Genomic DNA, 20,133 nt, shown 5'->3' on the forward strand with positions numbered 1-20,133 from the left:
TTTTTTATAAAAGGCTGCGGGCTGGCGTTTTTCCCTTACTCCCTACAAACCACAAAAGAGCAGAATGGACGGACTTTCCGGCAAGAACTTTTCCGGCGGCTCGGTCTTTCCCGACAATAAGGCGTTTCGGAAGCTGCGTTTTGCCCGCTGTCTGAAAAAAATGGCAGCCTTTTTTGGTTTCACTGTCTAATACGGAACTTTTGGAAATTTGCCAAAAATGGACGCAAAAAAAGCAGCAAATCTTTTTCGGATTTACTGCTTCATGTGCCGCTGCGGTGCGGCGGGATGGATATTCAGTTGAAATAAAAGAGGATGGTGGTACTTTAGTCTATCGACTCTTTACTAACTATTAGGTAATCTTGAAAGATTTTCCTTGAATTTATCTAAAGAATGTTCATTGTTTCCCGCAAAAATAAGTGGAATTGTATATTCATATGATATGCCATTTTCATAGTCCGATAATTGTATTTTTATAGTATCATCCCTCTCATCTTTAGGTGCTATATATATGAATGAATTTTTATTTATATCAGATATTTTCCCTTTTTCAGAAGAAACAGTATAACCCCAGTCTGTTAAATTTGTCTTTATTGTAACTTCTGTTTCTGTTTCTTTTCTAGTCTGCAATGCTGTTTTATCGATTTGGATATCAAAAGGAGTCGAACCTAACAATTCACTGTTTATATTTACAAGTTCTTCTCCATTTGTTTTAGAAATATTAGATTCATCTTCATAATTTTGTTGAGATTCATCTTTTGGTGTTTCTCTGTTACATCCTAATAAAAAGCATAAAATAATTAGTACTAATACAGAAAGTTGTTTTTTTTGCATTTATTTCTCCTTTCATATTATCAAAGAAAGCACTGAGAGTACTTTCAAGAAATTTTGAAATATTCTCAATGCTTTCTATTTTTTGATTATAAGTTTGTAATTATATACATGACGTGTCGCACATTTATCCCAGTCATCATATATACCAGGCATTTCATCTTCATATCCATAGTACTGGGGAGAACCCCAACTATGAGTATGAGCGGCAAATACAGTCATTGGAGCAGCTACAATTCCAGCTACTACTGAAAGTGCTAAAATAGATTTTCTTAAATTCATAAGTTCCTCCCTTTCCTTAAAAATACATAGCTCTTTGTTACATTGTCATTTTAACATAATAATTGGTAAAATGCAATAATTTATTTTCTATTTACGAGAAAATACTGTGCATATTATCTTATTTAGGAATAGTTAAGGCGGCTACCTAAATCTTTTTATTACTTTACCGCACATGAGCATTCGCGCCCGGATTGTCGTTGCCGTAGCCTTCCATGAGGTTAATCACGCCCCAGATACCAAGCCCGGCTCCAAGTGCTACAACAAGGGTCTGCAAAACGTCTACTGCGCTATTGAAAAATGCCATAAATATATCCTTTCTGCCGCGTCTGCGGCTGTCCGGCAAGCGGACAAAAGGCGGTCAGCGTATGCCGCCGCACAAAAAAACCGCCCTCTGGTAAAGGCGGCTGTCCCCGCGCTGCGTAAGTTCTGCGGCGCGGCGGTATTCAGTTGTAAGGGGTGCGGCTCCTGCCGCTGTGTACTGCGCCGGAAAGTAGGGGCGCGTATCATGTAGCCGATATTGATATATGTGATTGCTTCCATTCCTCCTTTCGGTGTCCCGCTGTGCTGCCGGACGGGTATTATTCAGACTTGCGGGAAGTGAATAGCTTGCATAGCAAGGTGTTCGCTTCCCGCAAGTTCACAAAGGGGTAGCTGCCGCAAGGCAGCGTAGGGGAAGTGTAGCTTCCCCTGTCCCCCGGCGGTCTGCCATGCTATCACTGTTGCGGGATAAGCCCCCGGCGCGTGACATACTCCGTTGCAAAACGGCGGTGTTCCGCTTCTTTTTCCCGCCAATACTCCCATAATGCAGCGTCGGCGGCTTCCGCAACATTCATTAAAAACCGTTCAAGCTGCTTTTGTTTTTCCTCTGCGCTACGTTTCCTCATGGTCTGCGTCCTCCTGTAAGTCTGCCGCGTCAATCTCGTAATAGTCAAAAACCTCGTCGGGTTTGACAATGGCGGGGCGGCGTCTTAGGTGCTTTTCCATGTCAAAGGCGTTCTTCGGGTCTGCGTCGGACAGGTACTTGTATTTCGGGTGCTTCGTTATGTCGAATTTGTCCGAAAAGAACGGGCGCACCCCGCGTAGCTGCAAGATACATTTCCCTCCGTCCATGACTGCAATTTCATCTTCCGTCATAAGCTGCTTTCCCAATTTCTGATAGTTCAGCCCATGCGAAAGCTCCCGCCCCCTTGTTTCGGACGTGTTAAAGCTGTCTATCGTTTCTTTTCCTAAAATTTCCGATATTTCTTTAAGGGTGGTTTTCTCCTTGCCGCCCAAGAAAAGCGTGGTGTCGCAGTTGCCGACTATGGTATCGGCGTTGTCTTTGTAAATGGCTTTTAGCTGTGACTGGCTCTGCAAGATGATTGACGCGGAGATTTCCCGGCTCCGTATGGTTGCGATTAGCTTTTCAAACTTCGGTATCTGTCCGATATTCGCAAATTCATCAAGCAAGCACCGTACATGGACGGGAAGCCGCCCGCCGTATTCATCATCTGCCTTGTCGCACAAGAGGTTGAATAGCTGTGTGTAGAGAATACTCACGACAAAGTTAAAGGTGTCGTCGGTGTCGCTGATAATCACGAAAAGGGCGGTCTTTCTGTCGCCTATGGTGTCAAGCTCCATTTCGTCGGTTTCCATAAGCTCCCGCAGCTCCTTAATGTCGAATGGGGCTAACCTCGCGCCGCATGAGATAAGTATGCTTTTTGCGGTCTTGCCCGCCGCAAGTTTGTATTTTTTGTACTGCTTGACTGCAAAATGTTCCGGGTCTTTTTCTTCCAGACGTTCAAACATGAGGTCAACCGGGTTCTGGAAATCCTCGTCGTCCTCGCGGGCTTCCGACGCATTTATCATCTCAAGCAGCGTCGTGAAGTTCTTCTCGTCCTCCGGGGCTTCATACCAGATGTAGCCGATTAGCGCGGTGTAGTAGAGCTTTTCCGCTTTCACCCAGAAATCCTCGCCGGATTTTTCCCCGTCGCCTTTGGTGTTGGCGATAATGGTATTGACTAATTTCAAAATGTCCTTTTCGCTCCGCAGATAGGCAAAGGGATTGTATTTCATGGATTTTTTGAAGTTAATCGTATTTAGCACTTTGATACGGTATTTGTACCGCTGCAACATTTTCCCGGTTTCCAAAATCAGTGTTCCTTTCGGGTCAGTGACGATATACGACGTTGGAAAATCCTTTGACGTACATTGCATGAGCGACGGTTTCACAAAGAACCGGGTCTTGCCGCTGCCGGAACCGCCGATTACAAGGATATTTTTGTTTCTTGCGTATTTCGGCTGCTTCGGGCGGCTGTTCATGGTAAGCCGTTCCGTCTGCGTTAAGGGGATATTATTCTCAAATACCGGGTCTGTGTACGGCTTTATGTCGTCAGCCCCGCCCCAACGCGCCGAACCGTATTCTGTCCCGCGGCGGTATTTCTTCGCGTTCTTGCCTTTGGTATAGATAATCAGCCGGACAATGACCGCCCCCGCAATGCCGATAAGTAAGTCTGCCGGGTGGAAGCTCGGCGCGATACTGGAAAAGGCGGCTGTAAAACCGTCCCCAAGATGTAGCAGCTTTGCGCTTGCGTCCGCACCGGGGGAGAGCCGGACAGCCGCGCCCGCTTTATCAAAGAGCCAGACAAAGAGCAGATACGGGAGATTTAAGATAAGCAGCTTCTTGATTTCCGGCTTCATAGCGATACCTCCCTGTCTTTGTTCTTGACCTTTGCCCGTTCCGCGTTCTTGCCCTGTGCAGCTTCTTTGAGGGTAGAGAGCAGCTTTCGGATTGAGGGCTTTTTCTCCTGTGTCAGCTTTTTTGCGGAAAATTCCTTAAAGGCTGCGGTCAGCACGTCCGCGTCCCGCCCCTTGAAGAAAACCAGATAGCGGGGCGGGCTTTCCGTCGCGTCCTTTTTCAGCGCAAAGTCGATACCGTACTTTTTCGCCGTACTCTCAAAGGCTTTGATATTGCCCTCGGTAATCTCAATGTTGGAAACGCCCGCGTTCTGCTTCATAAGCTGCTTTAAGCTCTGCTTGCCCTGTGGCGGTTTTGCAAGCTGCTTTTTGCCCTTTGACAGTATGGCTTTCATTGCCTTTTGGAGCGTCTGGGCGGTCAGCTTCCCGGTCTTGATGTAAAGGGCTATGGTCTTTTCGTTTACTTCGTCCTGCAATTTGTCGCGTCCTCCTTTCGCGTTTCTTTATGGGGCGGCGGTCAGATACGCACCCGCAGCCCGTTCAAGTCCTCGGCTCTGATACCCACAAGATACCAGTTGTCGCCGTACTCAATCCGGGTCGGCTTCCACTTGCCCCGCACGAATACGTCAAAACATTCTCCACAATGCAGCCCGCCATAGTAGCTGTTTAAGTCAAAGCGGATGTCGTAACGGTCGGTGCGCTCGTCAAATACCAATGCTCCTGTCATTTTCTGTGCCATAATAAAATCCTCCTTTTGTGGTTGTGGGTGGTTACAGGCTTTCGCCCTCGTTGCATGAATAATAGTCCGGGTCGCCGTACTGCGGCTTTTTCGGTGACAGTGCGCCGCTTGCCATGTCATGGGCGACAAGGGAAGTGTAATAATTGCCGATAGTGGACGGGGCATTGAAAAGGGCGGCTTTCAGATATTGCTTGATGTTGCGGATTTTGGTTGTGTTCTCCCGCATACAGTCAAGCACAAAGCGGATATGTTCGCCGTTCAGTTTCATAAACTTTGACTTCACAAGCTCTGCCGGGTAGTCGTCCCCCGCAATCCGCACCCGCTTTCTGGCGGTGCATACGGTTTCAAGCATGAGGTCTACAATCTCGTCAAGCCTGTCACTGTCAAACTTCATGTCCTGTTTGAGAATGTGGTAGTCGATATTGTCCTTGATGATTTCCCGGTATATATCAACTGCGCTCTGTGCTGCCGCTTCCGTTCCTTTCCGTTCCGGCGGCGTAGCCGCTTCTCTGCAAGGAGAGGGGTTAGGGGAAAGGATAGGAATGGAATGGGTACTTTGTTCATCAGTAATTATTTTTTCTTTTTTTGGTAAATCAGTTCTTTGTATATCTTTATTTAATTGCGTTGGATTTTCCAACGTAGGTTTTTCCAACGTAGGTTTTTCCAATGTTGGTTTTTCCTGCGTTGGATTATCCAATGTTGGATTTTCCAATGTAGGTAAATCCGGCGTAGGCGGCTGCGGCTGCTCGAATATCACATAGTCCGCGCCCCGCAAGCGTCCTTTCTCGTCGCGCTCCCTTGACCGGACGATATACCCGGCGCGTTCAAGCTCCTTAATGGCTTCGCGGATAGCGTCTATCTTCTCCCGGTTGATAAGGGATAAGCCTTTCAAGGTGTAGTCCCAATCTTCGGGGAGTGACAGCATTTGCGACAACAGCCCTTTTGCTTTTAGGGATAGCTCCTTGTTGCGTAGGTGGTGGTTGCTCATTACGGTGTAGCCCTTGTTCCGTTCCACTCTGAAAACTGCCATAGTTCATAGCTCCTTTGCTTTGGATTTGTTACGCAGTAGAAGCGCGGTTTCGGGGGATAAGGTATAAATCCCTTTCCGCGCCAGATACGCGCCCGGAAAACCGCTTGTAGCAAGGCTTTTTCTGCCCCTACTGCGTAACAAAGGGCATGAAAAAAGCGGCGTTCCTGTTCTCCCATGTAGAGAGAAAGAAACGCCGCTTCTGCGTCGTATTCAGTTTTTAGTACAATACCCTGCTTGTCCGTCGCTCGAAAAACCTTGATTTTCCAGTGTTTTCAAAAGTATCGTTATCTAACGTCAGCTTTCAACCGTCCGTCCTTTCAGCAGATGATAGCGGACATTGAAGCAGGAAAAGTTACCTGTGTGATCACGAAAGATCTTTCAAGGCTAGGTAGGAACTATCTGGAGAGTGGCGCTTATATCGAGGTATTTTTCCCAAAACATCAGGTACGGTATATCGCCGTCAATGACGGTGTGGATTCTGCAAACAGCGGGGAGATGGATATTACCCCGTTTAAGAACATTCTTAATGAGTTTTATTCAAGGGATGTTTCCAAAAAGGTGAAGTCAGGTAAATACATCCGGGCAAGCCAGGGAAAATTCATGGGAACACACGCACCATTCGGGTATCAGAAAGACCCGGAGGACAAAAACCACCTGATTGCCGATGAGGAAACCGCACCAACCGTCCGTTATATTTTCCAGCTTGCACTTCAGGGAATGGGAAACAATAAAATCGGGAAAATCCTTTATGAACAGAAAATCCCAAAGCCGGCATATTATAAGCCGGAATACTTCGGAAAGTTTCTGGTAAAAGAAGATGATGCCTATAACTGGAAACAGGAGACCATCATCCGGATTTTACGAAACCCGCTTTACAAAGGCTATTTCTGGGTGCAGAAATATGATAAGAAGCATTTCAAGCAGGAAACAAGGGGGTATATCCCCATGAGTGAGCGTACCATTATTCCCAGTGACCATGATGCACTTGTTGATGAACACACATGGGATACGGTGCAGGAAATCCTTGACCGTCATACGAAAGTCAAGCCCTGTACTTCCGGGTATGAGAATAAGTTCCGGGGCATTTTAAAATGTGCCGACTGCGGAAGTACCCTGATGGTGCATACCGATGGCAGGAATAAGGAGAAGCCAGTCATTGAACGGACTTTTTACCAGTGCCGCATTTACCGTGTGAGGGGAACCGGGTTCTGCAGCCAGCACCGCATCAATGCGGACGATCTGGAGGAACTTGTACTTGCGGACATCCAGACCCATGCAAAAAGGGTCATAAAAAACAGGGAGAAATTCATGCGGAAGGTATTGGGGCAGATGGATACGACAGCGGCGAATAACCGGGAAAATATCCAGAAAAAGCTGGAGAAACTGGAGAAAAAGCTCCTCGAATCGGACAGACAGTTCATCAAGCTGTATGAGGATTTTACAAAGCAGCTTGTGTCAGAACAGCAGTTCCGGATGTTGTCCACTCATTTTGAACAGGAAAAGAAAGAAACAACCGAAGAAATTGAAAAACTGAAAACTACGGCTGACAATCTGAAGGACAGCACCTGCAAAGCGGAACAGCTTGCCAATGAAATGGTGGAATGTGCAGAGATCAAAGAGCTGACCACAGCCATAGTAAATCGTCTTATCGAAAAGATTGAGGTATCTGAACCTCAGACCATCGACGGAGAGAAAGTCCAGAATATCAGGATTTTCTACAAGTTCGTTGGAGAAATCAATTAAATTTCCATAATGTACCTATAATTCAAGAGCCATTGAATTATCACCGGAAGGAACGGGCTATCGTGCAAAAACACGGTTTGCTCGTTTTTTTAATCTTCCGGAGCTGATCTCCATTTTTAAGGAAGCTGCAGATATTCAGACTTCGGATATGCTGAACCTTCCCGTACCGGAAGCAGAGTTTATCAATGAAGTCTTGAAGCCAAGTGAAGAACAGCAGGAAATGGTCAGTGCTTTTTCAGAACGTGCCGAAAGTGTAAGAGGCGGTCTTGTGAATCCGACAGAAGATAATATGCTCAAGATCACCAATGATGGAAGGAAGTGTGCGTTAGACCAAAGGCTTTTGAACGAACTTCTCCCGGATGCCGAAAAAAGCAAGGTTAATACCTGTGTGGAAAATGCTTTCCAGGTATGGGATGAGGGAAAGACAGACCGGACAACCCAGCTGATCTTTTGTGATTTGTCTACTCCAAAAGGGGATGGGACTTTCAACGTATATGATGATGTCCGGAACAAACTGGTTGCCAGAGGAATCCCGAAAGAAGAGATTGCTTTTATCCATGAATATAACACGGAGGCAAAGAAAGCGGAACTGTTTGCAAAGGTGCGGGCCGGACAGGTGAGAATCCTCATGGGTTCTACACCGAAACTCGGTGCTGGTACCAACGTGCAAGACAGGCTCATTGCGCTGCATCACCTTGACTGTCCATGGAAGCCGTCTGATGTAGGACGGATTTTGCGGACATTCAAAATAAAAAAGAATGTGGAGGTAACAGACAATGGCAAAATCATTATTTGAGGAACTGGGCGGCAAATACGAAAGGCAAGGGGATTATTTGATACCGTGCTTAACTGTACCCGCCGAAGAAGAACAGGCAATAGGCATCTGGGGGCAACGGCATTTAGATTATCTAAAACAGTACCGTAAAGTTACATACACCAATCTTCTTACAAGCGGCAGGCTAAACGCCTACCTTGCCGACATCAACAGACAGGCACAGGAACGCTTTGAAAGGCTCATAGAGGGTATGAAACAGGCACAGGGCATAACGGAACAGCTAAAGGCAGAAAACGCCTTAGAATGGACAGGATGCCTCAATAACATAAGGGCTTGTGCGAGGGAGATTGTGGAAAAGGAAATTATTTTTGCATAAACAGATGATTAGTGGCAGGGGGAAATCCTGCCGCTTTTTCTGCTTTAGTTTGTCAGCTTGACAAATAAAGGGTTAAGGAATATAATTAGATTCAGTATTATACAAGGAGTTAATAAATATGCGGCAAGGTATTCTTAAATAAACTGTCAATTTGATAGTGGGAACAAAAAGTAGCAGTCTCGTTTCACTTTTAATATGGGGCTTAGTTTTTTGTACCCAGTTTAAGAATACTTTTATCATGTAATTTTATATGCCCGAAAACATATAAGTGTTTTGGGGCTATTGGAGTTATTTACCCAGTGATAGGAGTATTTATCACTGGGTATTTTTATGCCCTTTTTTGGGTGTTGATAGGAGGAAAATCACATGAAAATAATTAACTTAGGCATTCTGGCTCACGTTGACGCAGGAAAGACAACATTAACGGAAAGTTTATTGTATACCAGTGGTGCAATTGCAGAACTAGGGAGCGTAGATGAAGGCACAACAAGGACAGATACAATGAATTTGGAGCGTCAAAGGGGAATCACTATCCAGACAGCAGTGACATCTTTTCAGTGGGAGGATGTAAAAGTCAACATTATAGATACGCCAGGCCATATGGATTTTTTGGCGGAAGTATACCGTTCTTTATCCGTATTAGACGGAGCAGTATTATTAGTTTCTGCAAAGGATGGCATACAGGCACAGACCCGTATACTGTTTCATGCACTACAGACAATGAAGATTCCGACAATTTTTTTCATCAATAAAATTGACCAAGAGGGGATTGATTTGCCAATGGTATATCGAGAAATGAAAGCAAAGCTTTCTTCGGAAATTATAGTGAAGCAAAAGGTTGGGCAGCATCCCCATATAAATGTAACGGACAATGACGATATGGAACAGTGGGATGCGGTAATTATGGGAAACGATGAACTATTAGAGAAATATATGTCAGGGAAACCGTTTAAAATGTCAGAACTGGAACAGGAAGAAAACAGGAGATTCCAAAACGGAACGTTATTTCCCGTTTATCACGGAAGCGCTAAAAACAATCTGGGGATTCGGCAGCTTATAGAAGTGATTGCCAGTAAATTTTATTCATCAACGCCTGAAGGTCAATCTGAACTATGCGGGCAGGTTTTTAAGATTGAATATTCAGAGAAAAGGCGGCGTTTTGTTTATGTGCGTATATATAGCGGAACATTGCATTTGAGGGATGTTATTAGAATATCTGAAAAAGAGAAAATAAAAATCACAGAGATGTGTGTTCCGACAAACGGTGAATTATATTCATCCGATACAGCCTGCTCTGGTGATATTGTAATTTTACCAAATGATGTTTTGCAGCTAAACAGTATTTTGGGGAACGGAATACTGTTGCCGCAGAGAAAATTTATTGAAAATCCTCTCCCTATGCTCCAAACAACGATTGCAGTAAAGAAATCTGAACAGCGGGAAATATTGCTTGGGGCACTTACAGAAATTTCAGATGGCGACCCTCTTTTAAAATATTATGTGGATACTACAACGCATGAGATTATACTTTCTTTTTTGGGGAAAGTGCAGATGGAAGTCATTTGTGCCATCCTTGAGGAAAAATATCATGTGGAGGCAGAAATAAAAGAGCCTACTGTTATATATATGGAAAGACCGCTTAGAAAAGCAGAATATACCATCCACATAGAAGTCCCGCCAAATCCTTTCTGGGCTTCTGTCGGGTTGTCCATAGAGCCGCTCCCTATTGGAAGCGGAGTGCAGTATGAAAGCAGAGTTTCACTTGGATATTTAAATCAATCGTTCCAAAATGCGGTTATGGAGGGGGTTCTTTATGGCTGCGAGCAGGGGCTGTATGGATGGAAAGTGACAGACTGTAAAATCTGTTTTGAATATGGATTGTATTATAGTCCTGTAAGTACCCCCGCAGACTTTCGGCTGCTTTCCCCTATCGTATTGGAGCAGGCTTTAAAAAAAGCAGGGACAGAACTATTAGAGCCATATCTCCACTTTGAAATTTATGCACCGCAGGAATATCTCTCACGGGCGTATCATGATGCTCCAAGGTATTGTGCAGATATTGTAAGTACTCAGATAAAGAATGACGAGGTCATTCTGAAAGGAGAAATCCCTGCTAGATGTATTCAAGAATACAGGAACGATTTAACTTATTTCACAAATGGGCAGGGAGTCTGCTTGACAGAGTTAAAAGGATACCAGCCAGCTATTGGTAAATTTATTTGCCAACCCCGCCGCCCGAATAGCCGTATAGATAAGGTTCGGCATATGTTCCACAAGTTAGCTTAACAGCTTGCAAAAGTCATATAAAATGAGATTTGAAAGGATTAGAGACTAATTATGATGAAATGCGAATGGATATTGTGTCCTGTTTGTGGGAACAAAACCCGTAATAAAATTAGGAAGGACACTGTTTTGGAGAATTATCCCCTTTATTGTCCAAAATGCAGACAAGAAAGATTGATTAAAGTTGACAACTTGAAGATAACTGTCATCAAAGAGCCAGACGCTTAAGACGCAGAGCCGATGAAATTGTGGAACAATTCACGAATCATCGGCTCTTTTTGTTTCGTATTTGAAAGAACAAACTCACCAAATAAAAAAAACGATATTCGGGTGGGTTATTTTGTTATACCCTAAATTACCCTCTGAATTTGTTTTTAAATTTGGAGGGATTTTTTTATGTCCTTTTTTCGGGCAGTTATCTATCTGCTCATACGAAGCAAAATTTATCAATACATAGCATATCAGAGAACGGCAGGAAACCAGTTAAAAAAATTTCTGCCTATGCAACGGCACTTCCTGCCTTGAATGTAGAAGTACAATCTCCATACAACAGAATTAATATTTCCCATAACCGTAAAGGTCATAGAGCCTTTGCGGTTTTTCTTTTGTCGATTTTTGTTGGAAAGTGCCATAGGGCTATTAGTGGTGTTAGGTGTCGTTCGCCACCTCTCCATCTGGATTTTGAACATTTCAAAAATTCAGATGGGAGGTACTTACAGTGAAATACGCACCGAGAAAGGTATATATCAAGGAAAGCGGCAGATATGTGGAACTGTCCTATACGGATTTCTGCCGCCGCAGGGAATCCGACCAGACCTATATGGACAAGCTGTTTATCCCCATTCAAGGCTGTCTGCTTGAAGTCGTGAGGGAGCAATACACGGACTTCTACCGAGATAAGGAACGGTGGCGTTATCTGAAAAAATTAGATACGAAGAACAGCCTGCTTTCTCTGGATGGATTTACGGACAGCGAGGGGAAGCCTTTAGACTTTATCGCTGATGAAGCGGCAGACATTGCGGAAACCGTTGTCAATGCGGTTATGGTGGACAGGCTGAAAGCCGCCCTGCCTTTGCTGTCGGATAGTGAACAGGAATTGATACAGGCAATCTTTTTTGACGGACTTTCTGAGCGTGAAGTCGGGGCGAGGTTCGGCATAACCCAGAGCGTTGTGAACAAACGCAAAGCCAGAATCCTAAGAAAACTAAGAAAGATAATAGAAAATTAAAATTTAAGGCGTTCAGCCCCCTTGTTTTTTCCTTTGGGAAAATGAGGGGGTTTTTCTCTGCCCTCTCAATCAATTCTGATTGGAGGAAAAGAAGCATGGCATATAACCACGGACGGGAGGACAGGAAATGGCGTATCTGGAAAGAAGCGGAGGAAAAGCTGCTGCGTGAGTGCGGCGTTGATGAAGCGACCATTGAGCAGATACGCATTGCGGACAGGGCAGACTTCAATTCCAACAGGCGGTTTTACCGATGGACGAATGACATTGCGGAATACCTTGAGGACATGGCAGACAGGGAGCGGCAGACGGAAGTGGGTACGGTTGCGGAGTTACTGGACGAGATTGAGAGCGAAAATCTCTATCAAGTATTAGTCGCGGTGGACGGGCGTACCTTGAAAATCGTCCTGCTGAAAATGCAGGGGTATTCCACAAAGGAGATTGCCCCGCTCGTGCATTTGACGACTGGTGCCATCTATGCGAGGTTAGACCATCTGCGGAAGAAGCTACGAAAATTTTATAGCGTCTAAAACAGCCTGCCGTCCTGCGGGCTACTGGGTGAGGGATGGAAATCCCCTCACTTATTTTTTGCAGGAGGCAAGCGGGATGGCATACAGAGTTAAGGCGTACACGCTTCGGGAGGAATCCACGGAAAGCGGCACAAGGTATTTTATCAGCTTTAAGGACGGGCAGGGCAAATCCCACGAGTTGGAAGTGTCGGAACAGTTCTTTATGGAGTTTCGGCAGATGGAACGCAGGAACAGGAATCTCCTCCAATGGGACGAGCGGCACAGGGAGTTTTCGGAAGTATGGGACGAAACGCTGAACAGGCGGGCGTTGAAGCTGCCTAAGAGCATAGAGGAACAAATGATTGAGGCAGAACGGGCAGAACTGCTCTGTAAGGCGGTTGACGGACTGCCAGAGATACAAAGGCGGCGTTTCCTGCTCTACTACGAGTATGAGTTCAATTTTTACCAAATCGCCGCTATGGAGCATTGCACCGCTTCGGCAATACAGAAATCTGTTGCGATTGCAAAGGAGAAAGTAAAGGCGGAAATGAGGAAGTATCTCCAACCGTGACCGACACCGCCCGAAAAAGAAATCTGTTTTTTATTTGTGTGGGATTGGCGGCATTACATACTCTCACTTTTTCTTCGTGGGAGTAAATCTATTTTTAAGGAGGTCAACGCCTATGTGCAACGAAAACAAAAACACCGCCCGAAAGGAGGAAAGCCATGCAGAAGTTACAGACAGTCAACGCCGAAACGCTCCTTTATGAACCGCTTGAGAAGCCGTCCTTTGTGGTGGACAGCCTTATCCCCACAGGCTTGTCGCTGTTCTGCGGCTCACAGAAGATAGGAAAGAGCTGGCTCATGCTGAAGCTATGTTTATGCGTGTCGCAGGGACTTCCCTTGTGGGATATGCCGACAATGGAGGGCGACGTGCTTTACCTCTGCCTTGAGGACACGTTCTGCCGTATACAGGACAGGCTGTTCCGATTGACGAACGAAGCGAGCAGGCGGCTTCACTTTGCCGTGGCAAGCTGCAAGCTGTCAGACGGTCTTATCGTGCAGCTTGAAGATTATCTGAAAGATTACCCAAACAGCAGGCTTATTGTCATTGACACTTTGCAGAAAGTCCGTACAGCTTCAAAAGACAATGCCTACGCAAGCGACTATGGGGACATCTCACTAATCAAAGACTTTGCCGACAGGCATTCATTGGCGGTCATTGTCGTACACCACATCCGAAAGCAGAATGACAGCGATGTGTTCAACAAGGTGTCTGGGACGACAGGCTTAACGGGGAGTGCGGACGCTACCTTTGTTCTGGAAAAGGAGAAACGGGCATCCGACACCGCCAAGCTGTATGTGACGGGCAGGGACACGCCCTATCAGGAATACACGCTGCGTTTCCGTGATTGCAGTTGGGAACTTGTGGAGAGAAAAACGCAGGAGCAGCTTGCGAAAGAAACGATACCAGACGTCCTTTTTCGGTTGGTGGATTTTATGAGGGATAAGGAAGAATGGGCAGGCACGGCAACGGAGCTGTTAGCCGCTATGAGGGAAACGGAAACCATACCCACGGTGATTACGAAATGGCTCAATGAATACCGCACCACATTTTTAAATGAGAACCATATCGTTTATCAGTACAGCCGCAAAAAACACGGCAGGCAGATTTCGCTTGCAAAGCGGGCGGGTGACAGCGGTGACGGTGGTGACAGCGATATTGGGATACCCCCTGTTACTGTCATTGACGCTTAAAGCCGTGTAAAGCTGGCGACTCTGCCCTGCGGGTGACAGCGGTGACGGCGGTGACAGTGATTTTAGGATACCCTGCCGCTGTCATCCCTGCGGGAGAACACCCCGTAAACGCAAAGTGCAGGCGTAGGATTTACCCGCCCTTTTCGGCGTGTAAAACCACCCCTGCGGTCAGAAAAATCCTTCCGATTTTTCCGACTGCGTTTACAGGGTGTAACACACTACACTTTGCCCTGCAAAGTCGTGTGCCAGACGTTCCCTCTGGACTCCCTTATGGCAGGTCTTACGCCCTGCTTATCCTACGCTCCACGCTTCGGATAAAAGAATGGCAGCATGACGGTGACGGCTCTTGCGAGGGGGTATTCCAAAAACACCGTCATCATCGACATGACCGTCATGCAGGGAATAAGGGTGACAGTTGAGGCAGTCGGTAGGGGGTATCCCAAAACTGCTGTCACCGCCGTCACCGCTGTCACCCAAAGGGCAGTTTACCCGCCGAAGAAAGGAAGATGATGAATTATGCCCTATGCAATCCTGCGTTTCCAGAAACGCAAAGCGGGCGGCGTTGCGGCTTGCGAACGCCACAACGAGCGTAAAAAAGAAGCCTATAAAAGCAATCCAGATATAGATATGGAACGCTCGAAAGATAACTACCATCTTGTGAATCCGCCGAGGTACACCTACAAGAAAGAGATTAACCGCATGGTAGCCGAAGCAGGGTGCAGGACGAGGAAAGATAGCGTGATGATGGTGGAAACGCTTATCACGGCTTCGCCAGAATTTATGAACAGCCTGCCGCCCAAAGAACAGAAAGCGTATTTTACGATGGCTCTGGATTTCATTTCAGAGCGTGTCGGGGAGAAAAATATCCTCTCCGCAGTCGTCCACATGGACGAGAGAACGCCGCATATGCACCTCTGTTTTGTGCCGATTACACCAGACAATAAGCTGTCTGCCAAAACAATTTTAGGCAATCAAAAGAGCCTGTCCGAATGGCAGACCGCCTACCATGAGCGGATGTCCTCACGGTGGAATCAGCTTGAAAGAGGTCAGTCCTCAATGGAAACGAAGCGGAAACATGTCCCCACATGGCTCTATAAGTTGGGCGGCAGGCTTGATAAACAGTATGAGGAAATTGTGTCTGCACTGTCCGACATCAACGCCTTTAATGCAGGGAAGAAGCGTGACAAGGCTCTGGAACTGATTGCGGCATGGCTCCCAGACGTGGAGAAATTCTCAAAGGAAATCAGTAAGCAGAGTGCCTATATCAATAGCCTAAAGGAGCAAATCGGGCAGGAATCAGACTATGCGGGGCGTATGCGTGATGAAAAGTATGAGCAGGAACTAAAGGTGCAGAAAGCGAACCAGAAGATATTTGAGTTGCAGAGAACCAACGAGCAGATGGGGCGGCTGCTCTCAAAGATACCGCCCGAAGTGTTGGAAGAATTGCAGAAAAACCATAAAAGCAGAGCGAAAGAAAGGTAGATATGTGAATGAAGAAACAGGATTTTAAGGTGTTAAAGACCAAAGACTTGTACCCGTTTCCCGACAATCCGTTTCATGTGGCAGAGGATGAAACGCTGTCAGAATTAGCGGAAAGCATCAAGGAATTTGGCATTGTCACGCCGATAATCACACGCCCGAAAGAGGACGGGAACGGCTATGAAGTGATTGCAGGGCAGCGGCGTGTCCGTGCGTCTGAACTTGCAGGGATAAATACCGTGCCTGCGTTTGTCCTGCCCTTAGACCGTGACCGAGCCATCATCACCCTTGTAGACAGTAATTTACAGCGTGAGAATATCCTGCCATCAGAGCGGGCGTTTGCCTACAAGATGAAATCCGAAGCCATGAAGCGGCAGGGTTTCCGCACAGACTTAACCTCGTCACAAGTTGTGACGAAGTTGCGGACGGACGACAAGGTGGCACAGGGCTTCGGCGTAGGCAGGATGACCGTACAAAGATTTATCCGTTTGACGGAACTGATACCGCCGATTTTGCGGATGGTGGACGAGGGGAAAATCGCCCTCACGCCTGCGGTGGAACTGTCCTTTTTGAAGAAAGACGAGCAGGAAAACCTCTTTGCCACGATGGAGAGCGAAGAAGCAACGCCCTCACTCTCACAGGCACAGCGGATGAAAAGCCTAAGCCAGAGCGGGCGGCTTGACATGGATACGATATTTGCAATTATGACGGAGGAAAAGGGAAACCAGAAAGAAACCTTGAAAATCAACACAAGCAAGCTGAAAAAGTATTTTCCGAAGAACACAACGCCGAAGCAGATGGAGGAAACCATCATTAAACTTTTGGAGCGTGAATTGCAGAGGAAACGGGGCAGGGACAGCCGCTAATCTTCTCTTTTCGGGAGGTAAATGCAGAAAATTGAGGTATGAAGAATGAAAGAAATCCAGTATGAGATTGTAAAGGAAATCGCCGTATTGTCTAAGGGCGACAGCGGCTACACAAAAGAAATCAATCTTATCTCATGGAACGGAAGAGAGCCGAAATATGACATCCGCAGCTTTTCCCCGAACCGTGAGAAGTGCGGAAAGGGTATCACGTTGAACGCTGATGAAGCAGCAGCACTCCTTGAAGCATTACAGAAAGAAGTAAACAGCGGGGATTGATGGTATCTGATTGACAGGGCGGGGCGTTTCCAGACGTTCTCCTGCCCTGTCTGGAAAGGAAGATTTAAGTATGGGCGAGGATAAGAAAGCAGATAAAAAGAGAAAGCGTATCGTGCCGAAAGCACCAGTTCAGATGATAATCAGCCGTGAATATGTCGGCACGCAGACAGTCACAGAAGCGTTTATCCCGATTATTTCCGAGGATATTCGGAAGAAGATTGCCGAGGGCGACACCTTCGACAATGAGGGGCTGTCCGCTTAGAATGTACGCAATGGAACATGAAAACAGATAGGACAGATATGGAGGTTTTACAGTATGGCAGGAATAAGAATGGAGAACAAGATTTATGAAGTCGGCATGTACTGCCGCTTGTCAAAAGACGATGGCACGGATAACGAGAGTGCGAGCATTGCGACACAGAAATCCATCCTCACGGATTATGTGAAAAAGCAGGGATGGCACTTAGCAAAAACGTATGTGGACGACGGTTACTCTGGTACAAATTTCCAAAGACCAAGTTTCCAGAACATGATTAAGGACATTGAAAGCGGTCTGATAAACTGCGTTATCACGAAAGATTTATCTCGTCTGGGGAGGAACTATCTTGATTGCGGACCGTATCTGGAAGTGTTTTTCCCAGAGCATAATGTGAGGTATATAGCGGTCAATGACGGCGTGGACACGCTCAATAAATCCGCTATGGACATCACGCCTTTCCGCAACATCCTAAACGAAATGTATTCCGCCGATGTGTCGGTCAAGATAAAATCGGCGTACCGAGCGAGGTTTCAGCAGGGGAAATTCATGGGGACGACAGCACCATACGGTTACGTCAAAGACCCCGCCGACCACAACCATCTGCTGATAGATGACAAAGTTGCCCATGTGGTAAGGGAAATATTTGACCTTGCGTTAGCGGGCAACGGAATCGCCAAAATCCGCAAGCACATCAACAAACAGCATATCTTACGCCCCGCCGCTTATGCGGCGGAGCAGGGGGCAACAGGCTATGAGAGGTATTTTGAGGAGAATGAGGAGAACCGTTATATTTGGAGCGAGAACAGCGTAAGGGGCATTTTAAGAAGCCCGATATATGCGGGAAACCTTGCAGGCTACAAGCGGATTGCCGCCAACATGAAAAGCAAGAAACGCCCCTCTAAGCTGCCCGAAGAATGGGAAGTGATACCAGACACCCATGAGGGGATAGTCACGCAGGAGGAATTTGATACCGTACAGCAGCTTATTACAAGCCGCAGATTACCAGAAAACAAGGGCGGCTTTGAGAACATCTTTGCAGGCGTTATTAAGTGTGCGGACTGCGGCTATGCGATGCGGGCTATGAGTGCCAACAGGAGGAAACGCCCCGACATCATCGACTGCGTACAATATTCCTGCAATAATTATGGCAGATACGGTAATATCATGTGTACCGCACACAGCATTGAAGCGAGGGACTTGTTCAACGCTGTCCTCACCGACATCAACCGATTTGCGGATATGGCAGTCAATGATGAAAAGGCAGTGAGGGCGATTGAAAAGCGGCTCACGGAAACAGACCAGAGCAAGGCAAAGGCACTGGAAAAGGAGCAAAGAAAACTGAACAAACGCCTTGCAGAACTGGACAGGCTGTTTTCCTCACTCTATGAAGATAAGGTGATGGAGCGTATTACCGAGCGGAATTTTGAGATGATGTCGGGAAAATACCAGAAAGAACAGCTTGAAATTGAAGCAAGGCTGAAAGAGGTAACGGAAACGCTCAGCGACAGCTATGAGAAGACGCAGGGTGTCCGTGATTTCCTCTCCCTAATCCGCAACTATCAAGGCATTAAGGAACTGGACGCAACCATCATAAACGCACTTATAGACAAGATACTTGTTTCGGAACGTGAGAAACTTACAGACGGAATGGTGCGGCAGGAAATCAAGATTTATTATAAATTCATCGGCTTTGTCGGTGAATTACATATCACACCGACAAAGCGGTGGACTGCGTTAAAGCCTAAGAATTGTACGGTGTGCGGTGTTGAATATGTTCCCCGCTCTGGCATATCGAAGTATTGTCCTGCTTGTGCCAAGAAGATACAGAGGGAGAAATCAAACGAGAGCAAACGCAGGAGCAGGGAGCGAAACAGACAGGCATGTATTGAACTGTCCGCAAAAAATGACCGACTGATCTGGAACAGCAGGAGGGACGTATTTTAAGACAGGGAAACCAGAATGACAAAGTAAAGATATTCCGGTATGTGACGGAGAACACTTTTGATGCGTATATGTGGCAGATTTTGGAGAATAAGCAGAAGTTCATCAGTCAGATCATGACCAGTAAATCCCCGGTCAGGGCTTGTGAAGATGTGGATGATACGGCACTGTCCTATGCAGAGATCAAGGCACTTGCTACAGGCAATCCGTATATTAAGGAAAAAATGGATCTGGATGTGCAGGTAAGTAAGCTGAAACTCTTAAAGGCAAACCATACCAGTCAGATTTACCGTCTGGAATCCGATATTGCAAAGAATTTCCCGGTACAGATCAGTGCATTGAAAGAGCGGATTGCCGGGATGCAGGTGGATTCGCAGGTAGTAAAAAGCGTGGATTTACAGGATAATGACACATTTGCCATGACAGTAGGAAATGTCCTTTATGAAGATAAGAAAGAAGCAGGCGAGGCATTGATTGCTGCCTGTGCAGGACTAAAAACCGTTAGCACCGGCGGAAAGGTCGGGGAATATCATGGGTTTACGTTATCTGCTTCCTACAATATGTTCTCCAATGCGTTTGAGCTGACGGTCAAAGGAAAATGCTCTTATAAACTGGAGATCGGAAAAGACCCGGTAGGAAATATGCAGCGTATCCATAACACCCTTTCTTCCATTGACAGGAAGCTGACGGAAAGCGAACAGAAACTGGAAACCGTACAACAGCAGCTTGCGACTGCACAGGAAGAGGTAAAGAAACCATTCCCGAAAGAAGCAGAGCTGAATGAAAAGATGGAACGGTTATCCGAGTTAAATGCGTTGCTGAACCTGGATGAAAAGGGCAATGAGACGATTATGGCAGATGAGGATATTGGCAGAGAAGGAAGCAGCACAGATAGCAGGGATGCTGTAGAAGAAAAAGAACTTCCGGAAACAGCAGACAGAATCCATAAGCCATCTATTCTGGAACGCTTAAAGCAGGAGAAGGCACAGCAGAATACGGCGGAACAGCCACCTGTACAGAAAACTGCAAAGAAAAAACACGAACAGGAGTTATAAAAGATTTCCCGTCAGAGTTTTCTCTGGCGGGGA

General features: G+C 46.3%; 22 protein-coding genes and 2 pseudogenes. 16 read left to right on the plus strand and 8 right to left on the minus strand.

Going from position 1 to position 20,133, the window contains the following annotated elements:
• Positions 1-342: 342 nt before the first annotated feature.
• The 8 genes from H8S54_RS13900 to H8S54_RS13935 form a co-directional block, all read right to left on the minus strand.
• Positions 343-831 (minus strand): hypothetical protein, encoded by a 489-nt coding sequence (locus H8S54_RS13900; RefSeq protein ID WP_002569239.1) that lies wholly within the window; start codon positions 829-831, stop codon positions 343-345.
• Between the two features lie 75 nt (positions 832-906).
• A complete protein-coding gene (locus H8S54_RS13905) occupies positions 907-1,110 on the minus strand; it encodes a hypothetical protein (RefSeq protein WP_243176830.1) in 204 nt (67 codons plus the stop codon).
• Between the two features lie 163 nt (positions 1,111-1,273).
• The gene (locus H8S54_RS13910; RefSeq protein WP_002586628.1) at positions 1,274-1,414 is read right to left on the minus strand and encodes a Maff2 family mobile element protein; all 141 of its coding nucleotides are present in this window, start codon (positions 1,412-1,414) and stop codon (positions 1,274-1,276) included.
• Between the two features lie 409 nt (positions 1,415-1,823).
• The gene (locus H8S54_RS13915) at positions 1,824-1,994 is read right to left on the minus strand and encodes a hypothetical protein (RefSeq protein ID WP_002569167.1); all 171 of its coding nucleotides are present in this window, start codon (positions 1,992-1,994) and stop codon (positions 1,824-1,826) included.
• Entirely contained in the window at positions 1,981-3,789 is a 1,809-nt protein-coding gene (locus tag H8S54_RS13920; protein WP_186901676.1) for a VirD4-like conjugal transfer protein, CD1115 family, read from the minus strand. Before H8S54_RS13920 ends, H8S54_RS13915 begins: the two co-directional genes overlap by 14 nt.
• Positions 3,786-4,262 carry a PcfB family protein gene (locus H8S54_RS13925; protein WP_002569165.1) on the minus strand — a complete coding sequence of 159 codons (477 nt, stop codon included), beginning with the start codon at positions 4,260-4,262 and terminating at the stop codon, positions 3,786-3,788. The genes H8S54_RS13920 and H8S54_RS13925 overlap by 4 nt, the downstream gene beginning before the upstream one ends.
• Positions 4,263-4,303: 41 nt before the next feature.
• Positions 4,304-4,525, minus strand: a complete 222-nt coding sequence (locus tag H8S54_RS13930; protein ID WP_002569164.1) for a DUF5348 domain-containing protein — start codon at positions 4,523-4,525, stop codon at positions 4,304-4,306.
• A 31-nt stretch (positions 4,526-4,556) separates the two neighbouring features.
• Positions 4,557-5,555: a DUF6017 domain-containing protein gene (locus tag H8S54_RS13935; protein ID WP_186901677.1), complete on the minus strand. Its 999-nt coding sequence runs from the start codon at positions 5,553-5,555 to the stop codon at positions 4,557-4,559.
• A 255-nt stretch (positions 5,556-5,810) separates the two neighbouring features.
• Here H8S54_RS13935 and H8S54_RS13940 point away from each other — a divergent pair, with 255 nt between their 5' ends.
• From H8S54_RS13940 to H8S54_RS14015, 16 genes and pseudogenes are all read left to right on the plus strand, one after another.
• Positions 5,811-7,298, plus strand: coding sequence for a recombinase family protein (locus H8S54_RS13940; RefSeq protein WP_279288583.1), 1,488 nt, complete (start codon positions 5,811-5,813; stop codon positions 7,296-7,298).
• Positions 7,299-7,326: 28 nt separating this feature from the next.
• Positions 7,327-8,094 (plus strand): annotated as a pseudogene (locus tag H8S54_RS13945) (DNA methylase); the annotation flags it as partial.
• Positions 8,075-8,449, plus strand: coding sequence for a TnpV protein (locus H8S54_RS13950; RefSeq protein WP_001129922.1), 375 nt, complete (start codon positions 8,075-8,077; stop codon positions 8,447-8,449). The pseudogene H8S54_RS13945 and the gene H8S54_RS13950, both read left to right, overlap by 20 nt.
• Before the next feature lie 366 nt (positions 8,450-8,815).
• On the plus strand, positions 8,816-10,735 hold the full coding sequence (gene tet(O), locus H8S54_RS13955; protein WP_002596250.1) for a tetracycline resistance ribosomal protection protein Tet(O): 1,920 nt from the start codon (positions 8,816-8,818) through the stop codon (positions 10,733-10,735).
• Between the two features lie 54 nt (positions 10,736-10,789).
• Positions 10,790-10,960, plus strand: coding sequence for a cysteine-rich KTR domain-containing protein (locus tag H8S54_RS13960; RefSeq protein ID WP_224783670.1), 171 nt, complete (start codon positions 10,790-10,792; stop codon positions 10,958-10,960).
• A 490-nt stretch (positions 10,961-11,450) separates the two neighbouring features.
• Positions 11,451-11,960 carry a sigma-70 family RNA polymerase sigma factor gene (locus H8S54_RS13965; protein ID WP_002596252.1) on the plus strand — a complete coding sequence of 170 codons (510 nt, stop codon included), beginning with the start codon at positions 11,451-11,453 and terminating at the stop codon, positions 11,958-11,960.
• A gap of 95 nt (positions 11,961-12,055) precedes the next feature.
• The gene (locus H8S54_RS13970; RefSeq protein WP_002596253.1) at positions 12,056-12,487 is read left to right on the plus strand and encodes an RNA polymerase sigma factor; all 432 of its coding nucleotides are present in this window, start codon (positions 12,056-12,058) and stop codon (positions 12,485-12,487) included.
• A 76-nt stretch (positions 12,488-12,563) separates the two neighbouring features.
• A complete protein-coding gene (locus H8S54_RS13975) occupies positions 12,564-13,037 on the plus strand; it encodes an RNA polymerase sigma factor (RefSeq protein WP_002596254.1) in 474 nt (157 codons plus the stop codon).
• A 155-nt stretch (positions 13,038-13,192) separates the two neighbouring features.
• A complete protein-coding gene (locus H8S54_RS13980; protein ID WP_002596255.1) occupies positions 13,193-14,224 on the plus strand; it encodes an AAA family ATPase in 1,032 nt (343 codons plus the stop codon).
• Between the two features lie 330 nt (positions 14,225-14,554).
• Positions 14,555-14,734, plus strand: a complete 180-nt coding sequence (locus H8S54_RS13985) for a hypothetical protein (RefSeq protein WP_004613323.1) — start codon at positions 14,555-14,557, stop codon at positions 14,732-14,734.
• Between the two features lie 6 nt (positions 14,735-14,740).
• Entirely contained in the window at positions 14,741-15,706 is a 966-nt protein-coding gene (mobV, locus tag H8S54_RS13990; RefSeq protein ID WP_002596256.1) for a MobV family relaxase, read from the plus strand.
• An 8-nt stretch (positions 15,707-15,714) separates the two neighbouring features.
• Positions 15,715-16,569: a ParB/RepB/Spo0J family partition protein gene (locus H8S54_RS13995; RefSeq protein WP_002596257.1), complete on the plus strand. Its 855-nt coding sequence runs from the start codon at positions 15,715-15,717 to the stop codon at positions 16,567-16,569.
• A gap of 45 nt (positions 16,570-16,614) precedes the next feature.
• Positions 16,615-16,845: a YdbC family protein gene (locus H8S54_RS14000; RefSeq protein WP_002596258.1), complete on the plus strand. Its 231-nt coding sequence runs from the start codon at positions 16,615-16,617 to the stop codon at positions 16,843-16,845.
• A 70-nt stretch (positions 16,846-16,915) separates the two neighbouring features.
• Positions 16,916-17,107: a hypothetical protein gene (locus tag H8S54_RS14005; protein ID WP_002596259.1), complete on the plus strand. Its 192-nt coding sequence runs from the start codon at positions 16,916-16,918 to the stop codon at positions 17,105-17,107.
• A 54-nt stretch (positions 17,108-17,161) separates the two neighbouring features.
• A complete protein-coding gene (locus tag H8S54_RS14010; protein ID WP_186901679.1) occupies positions 17,162-19,048 on the plus strand; it encodes a recombinase family protein in 1,887 nt (628 codons plus the stop codon).
• Positions 19,012-20,100 (plus strand): annotated as a pseudogene (locus tag H8S54_RS14015) (DNA methylase); the annotation flags it as partial. The gene H8S54_RS14010 and the pseudogene H8S54_RS14015, both read left to right, overlap by 37 nt.
• Between the last annotated feature and the right edge of the window lie 33 nt (positions 20,101-20,133).

The organism is Blautia segnis (assembly GCF_014287535.1).
In the GTDB taxonomy this organism is placed as follows: domain Bacteria; phylum Bacillota; class Clostridia; order Lachnospirales; family Lachnospiraceae; genus Blautia_A; species Blautia_A acetigignens.

Coding starts and splice junctions, on each gene's coding strand:
- H8S54_RS13900 (WP_002569239.1), bottom strand. CDS start 831: ATGCAAAAAAAACAACTTTCTGTATTAGTACTAATTATTTTATGCTTT.
- H8S54_RS13905 (WP_243176830.1), bottom strand. CDS start 1,110: ATGAATTTAAGAAAATCTATTTTAGCACTTTCAGTAGTAGCTGGAATT.
- H8S54_RS13910 (WP_002586628.1), bottom strand. CDS start 1,414: ATGGCATTTTTCAATAGCGCAGTAGACGTTTTGCAGACCCTTGTTGTA.
- H8S54_RS13915 (WP_002569167.1), bottom strand. CDS start 1,994: ATGAGGAAACGTAGCGCAGAGGAAAAACAAAAGCAGCTTGAACGGTTT.
- H8S54_RS13920 (WP_186901676.1), bottom strand. CDS start 3,789: ATGAAGCCGGAAATCAAGAAGCTGCTTATCTTAAATCTCCCGTATCTG.
- H8S54_RS13930 (WP_002569164.1), bottom strand. CDS start 4,525: ATGGCACAGAAAATGACAGGAGCATTGGTATTTGACGAGCGCACCGAC.
- H8S54_RS13935 (WP_186901677.1), bottom strand. CDS start 5,555: ATGGCAGTTTTCAGAGTGGAACGGAACAAGGGCTACACCGTAATGAGC.
- H8S54_RS13950 (WP_001129922.1), top strand. CDS start 8,075: ATGGCAAAATCATTATTTGAGGAACTGGGCGGCAAATACGAAAGGCAA.
- H8S54_RS13960 (WP_224783670.1), top strand. CDS start 10,790: ATGAAATGCGAATGGATATTGTGTCCTGTTTGTGGGAACAAAACCCGT.
- H8S54_RS13970 (WP_002596253.1), top strand. CDS start 12,056: ATGGCATATAACCACGGACGGGAGGACAGGAAATGGCGTATCTGGAAA.
- H8S54_RS13975 (WP_002596254.1), top strand. CDS start 12,564: ATGGCATACAGAGTTAAGGCGTACACGCTTCGGGAGGAATCCACGGAA.
- H8S54_RS13980 (WP_002596255.1), top strand. CDS start 13,193: ATGCAGAAGTTACAGACAGTCAACGCCGAAACGCTCCTTTATGAACCG.
- H8S54_RS13985 (WP_004613323.1), top strand. CDS start 14,555: ATGACGGTGACGGCTCTTGCGAGGGGGTATTCCAAAAACACCGTCATC.
- mobV (WP_002596256.1), top strand. CDS start 14,741: ATGCCCTATGCAATCCTGCGTTTCCAGAAACGCAAAGCGGGCGGCGTT.
- H8S54_RS13995 (WP_002596257.1), top strand. CDS start 15,715: ATGAAGAAACAGGATTTTAAGGTGTTAAAGACCAAAGACTTGTACCCG.
- H8S54_RS14000 (WP_002596258.1), top strand. CDS start 16,615: ATGAAAGAAATCCAGTATGAGATTGTAAAGGAAATCGCCGTATTGTCT.
- H8S54_RS14005 (WP_002596259.1), top strand. CDS start 16,916: ATGGGCGAGGATAAGAAAGCAGATAAAAAGAGAAAGCGTATCGTGCCG.
- H8S54_RS14010 (WP_186901679.1), top strand. CDS start 17,162: ATGGCAGGAATAAGAATGGAGAACAAGATTTATGAAGTCGGCATGTAC.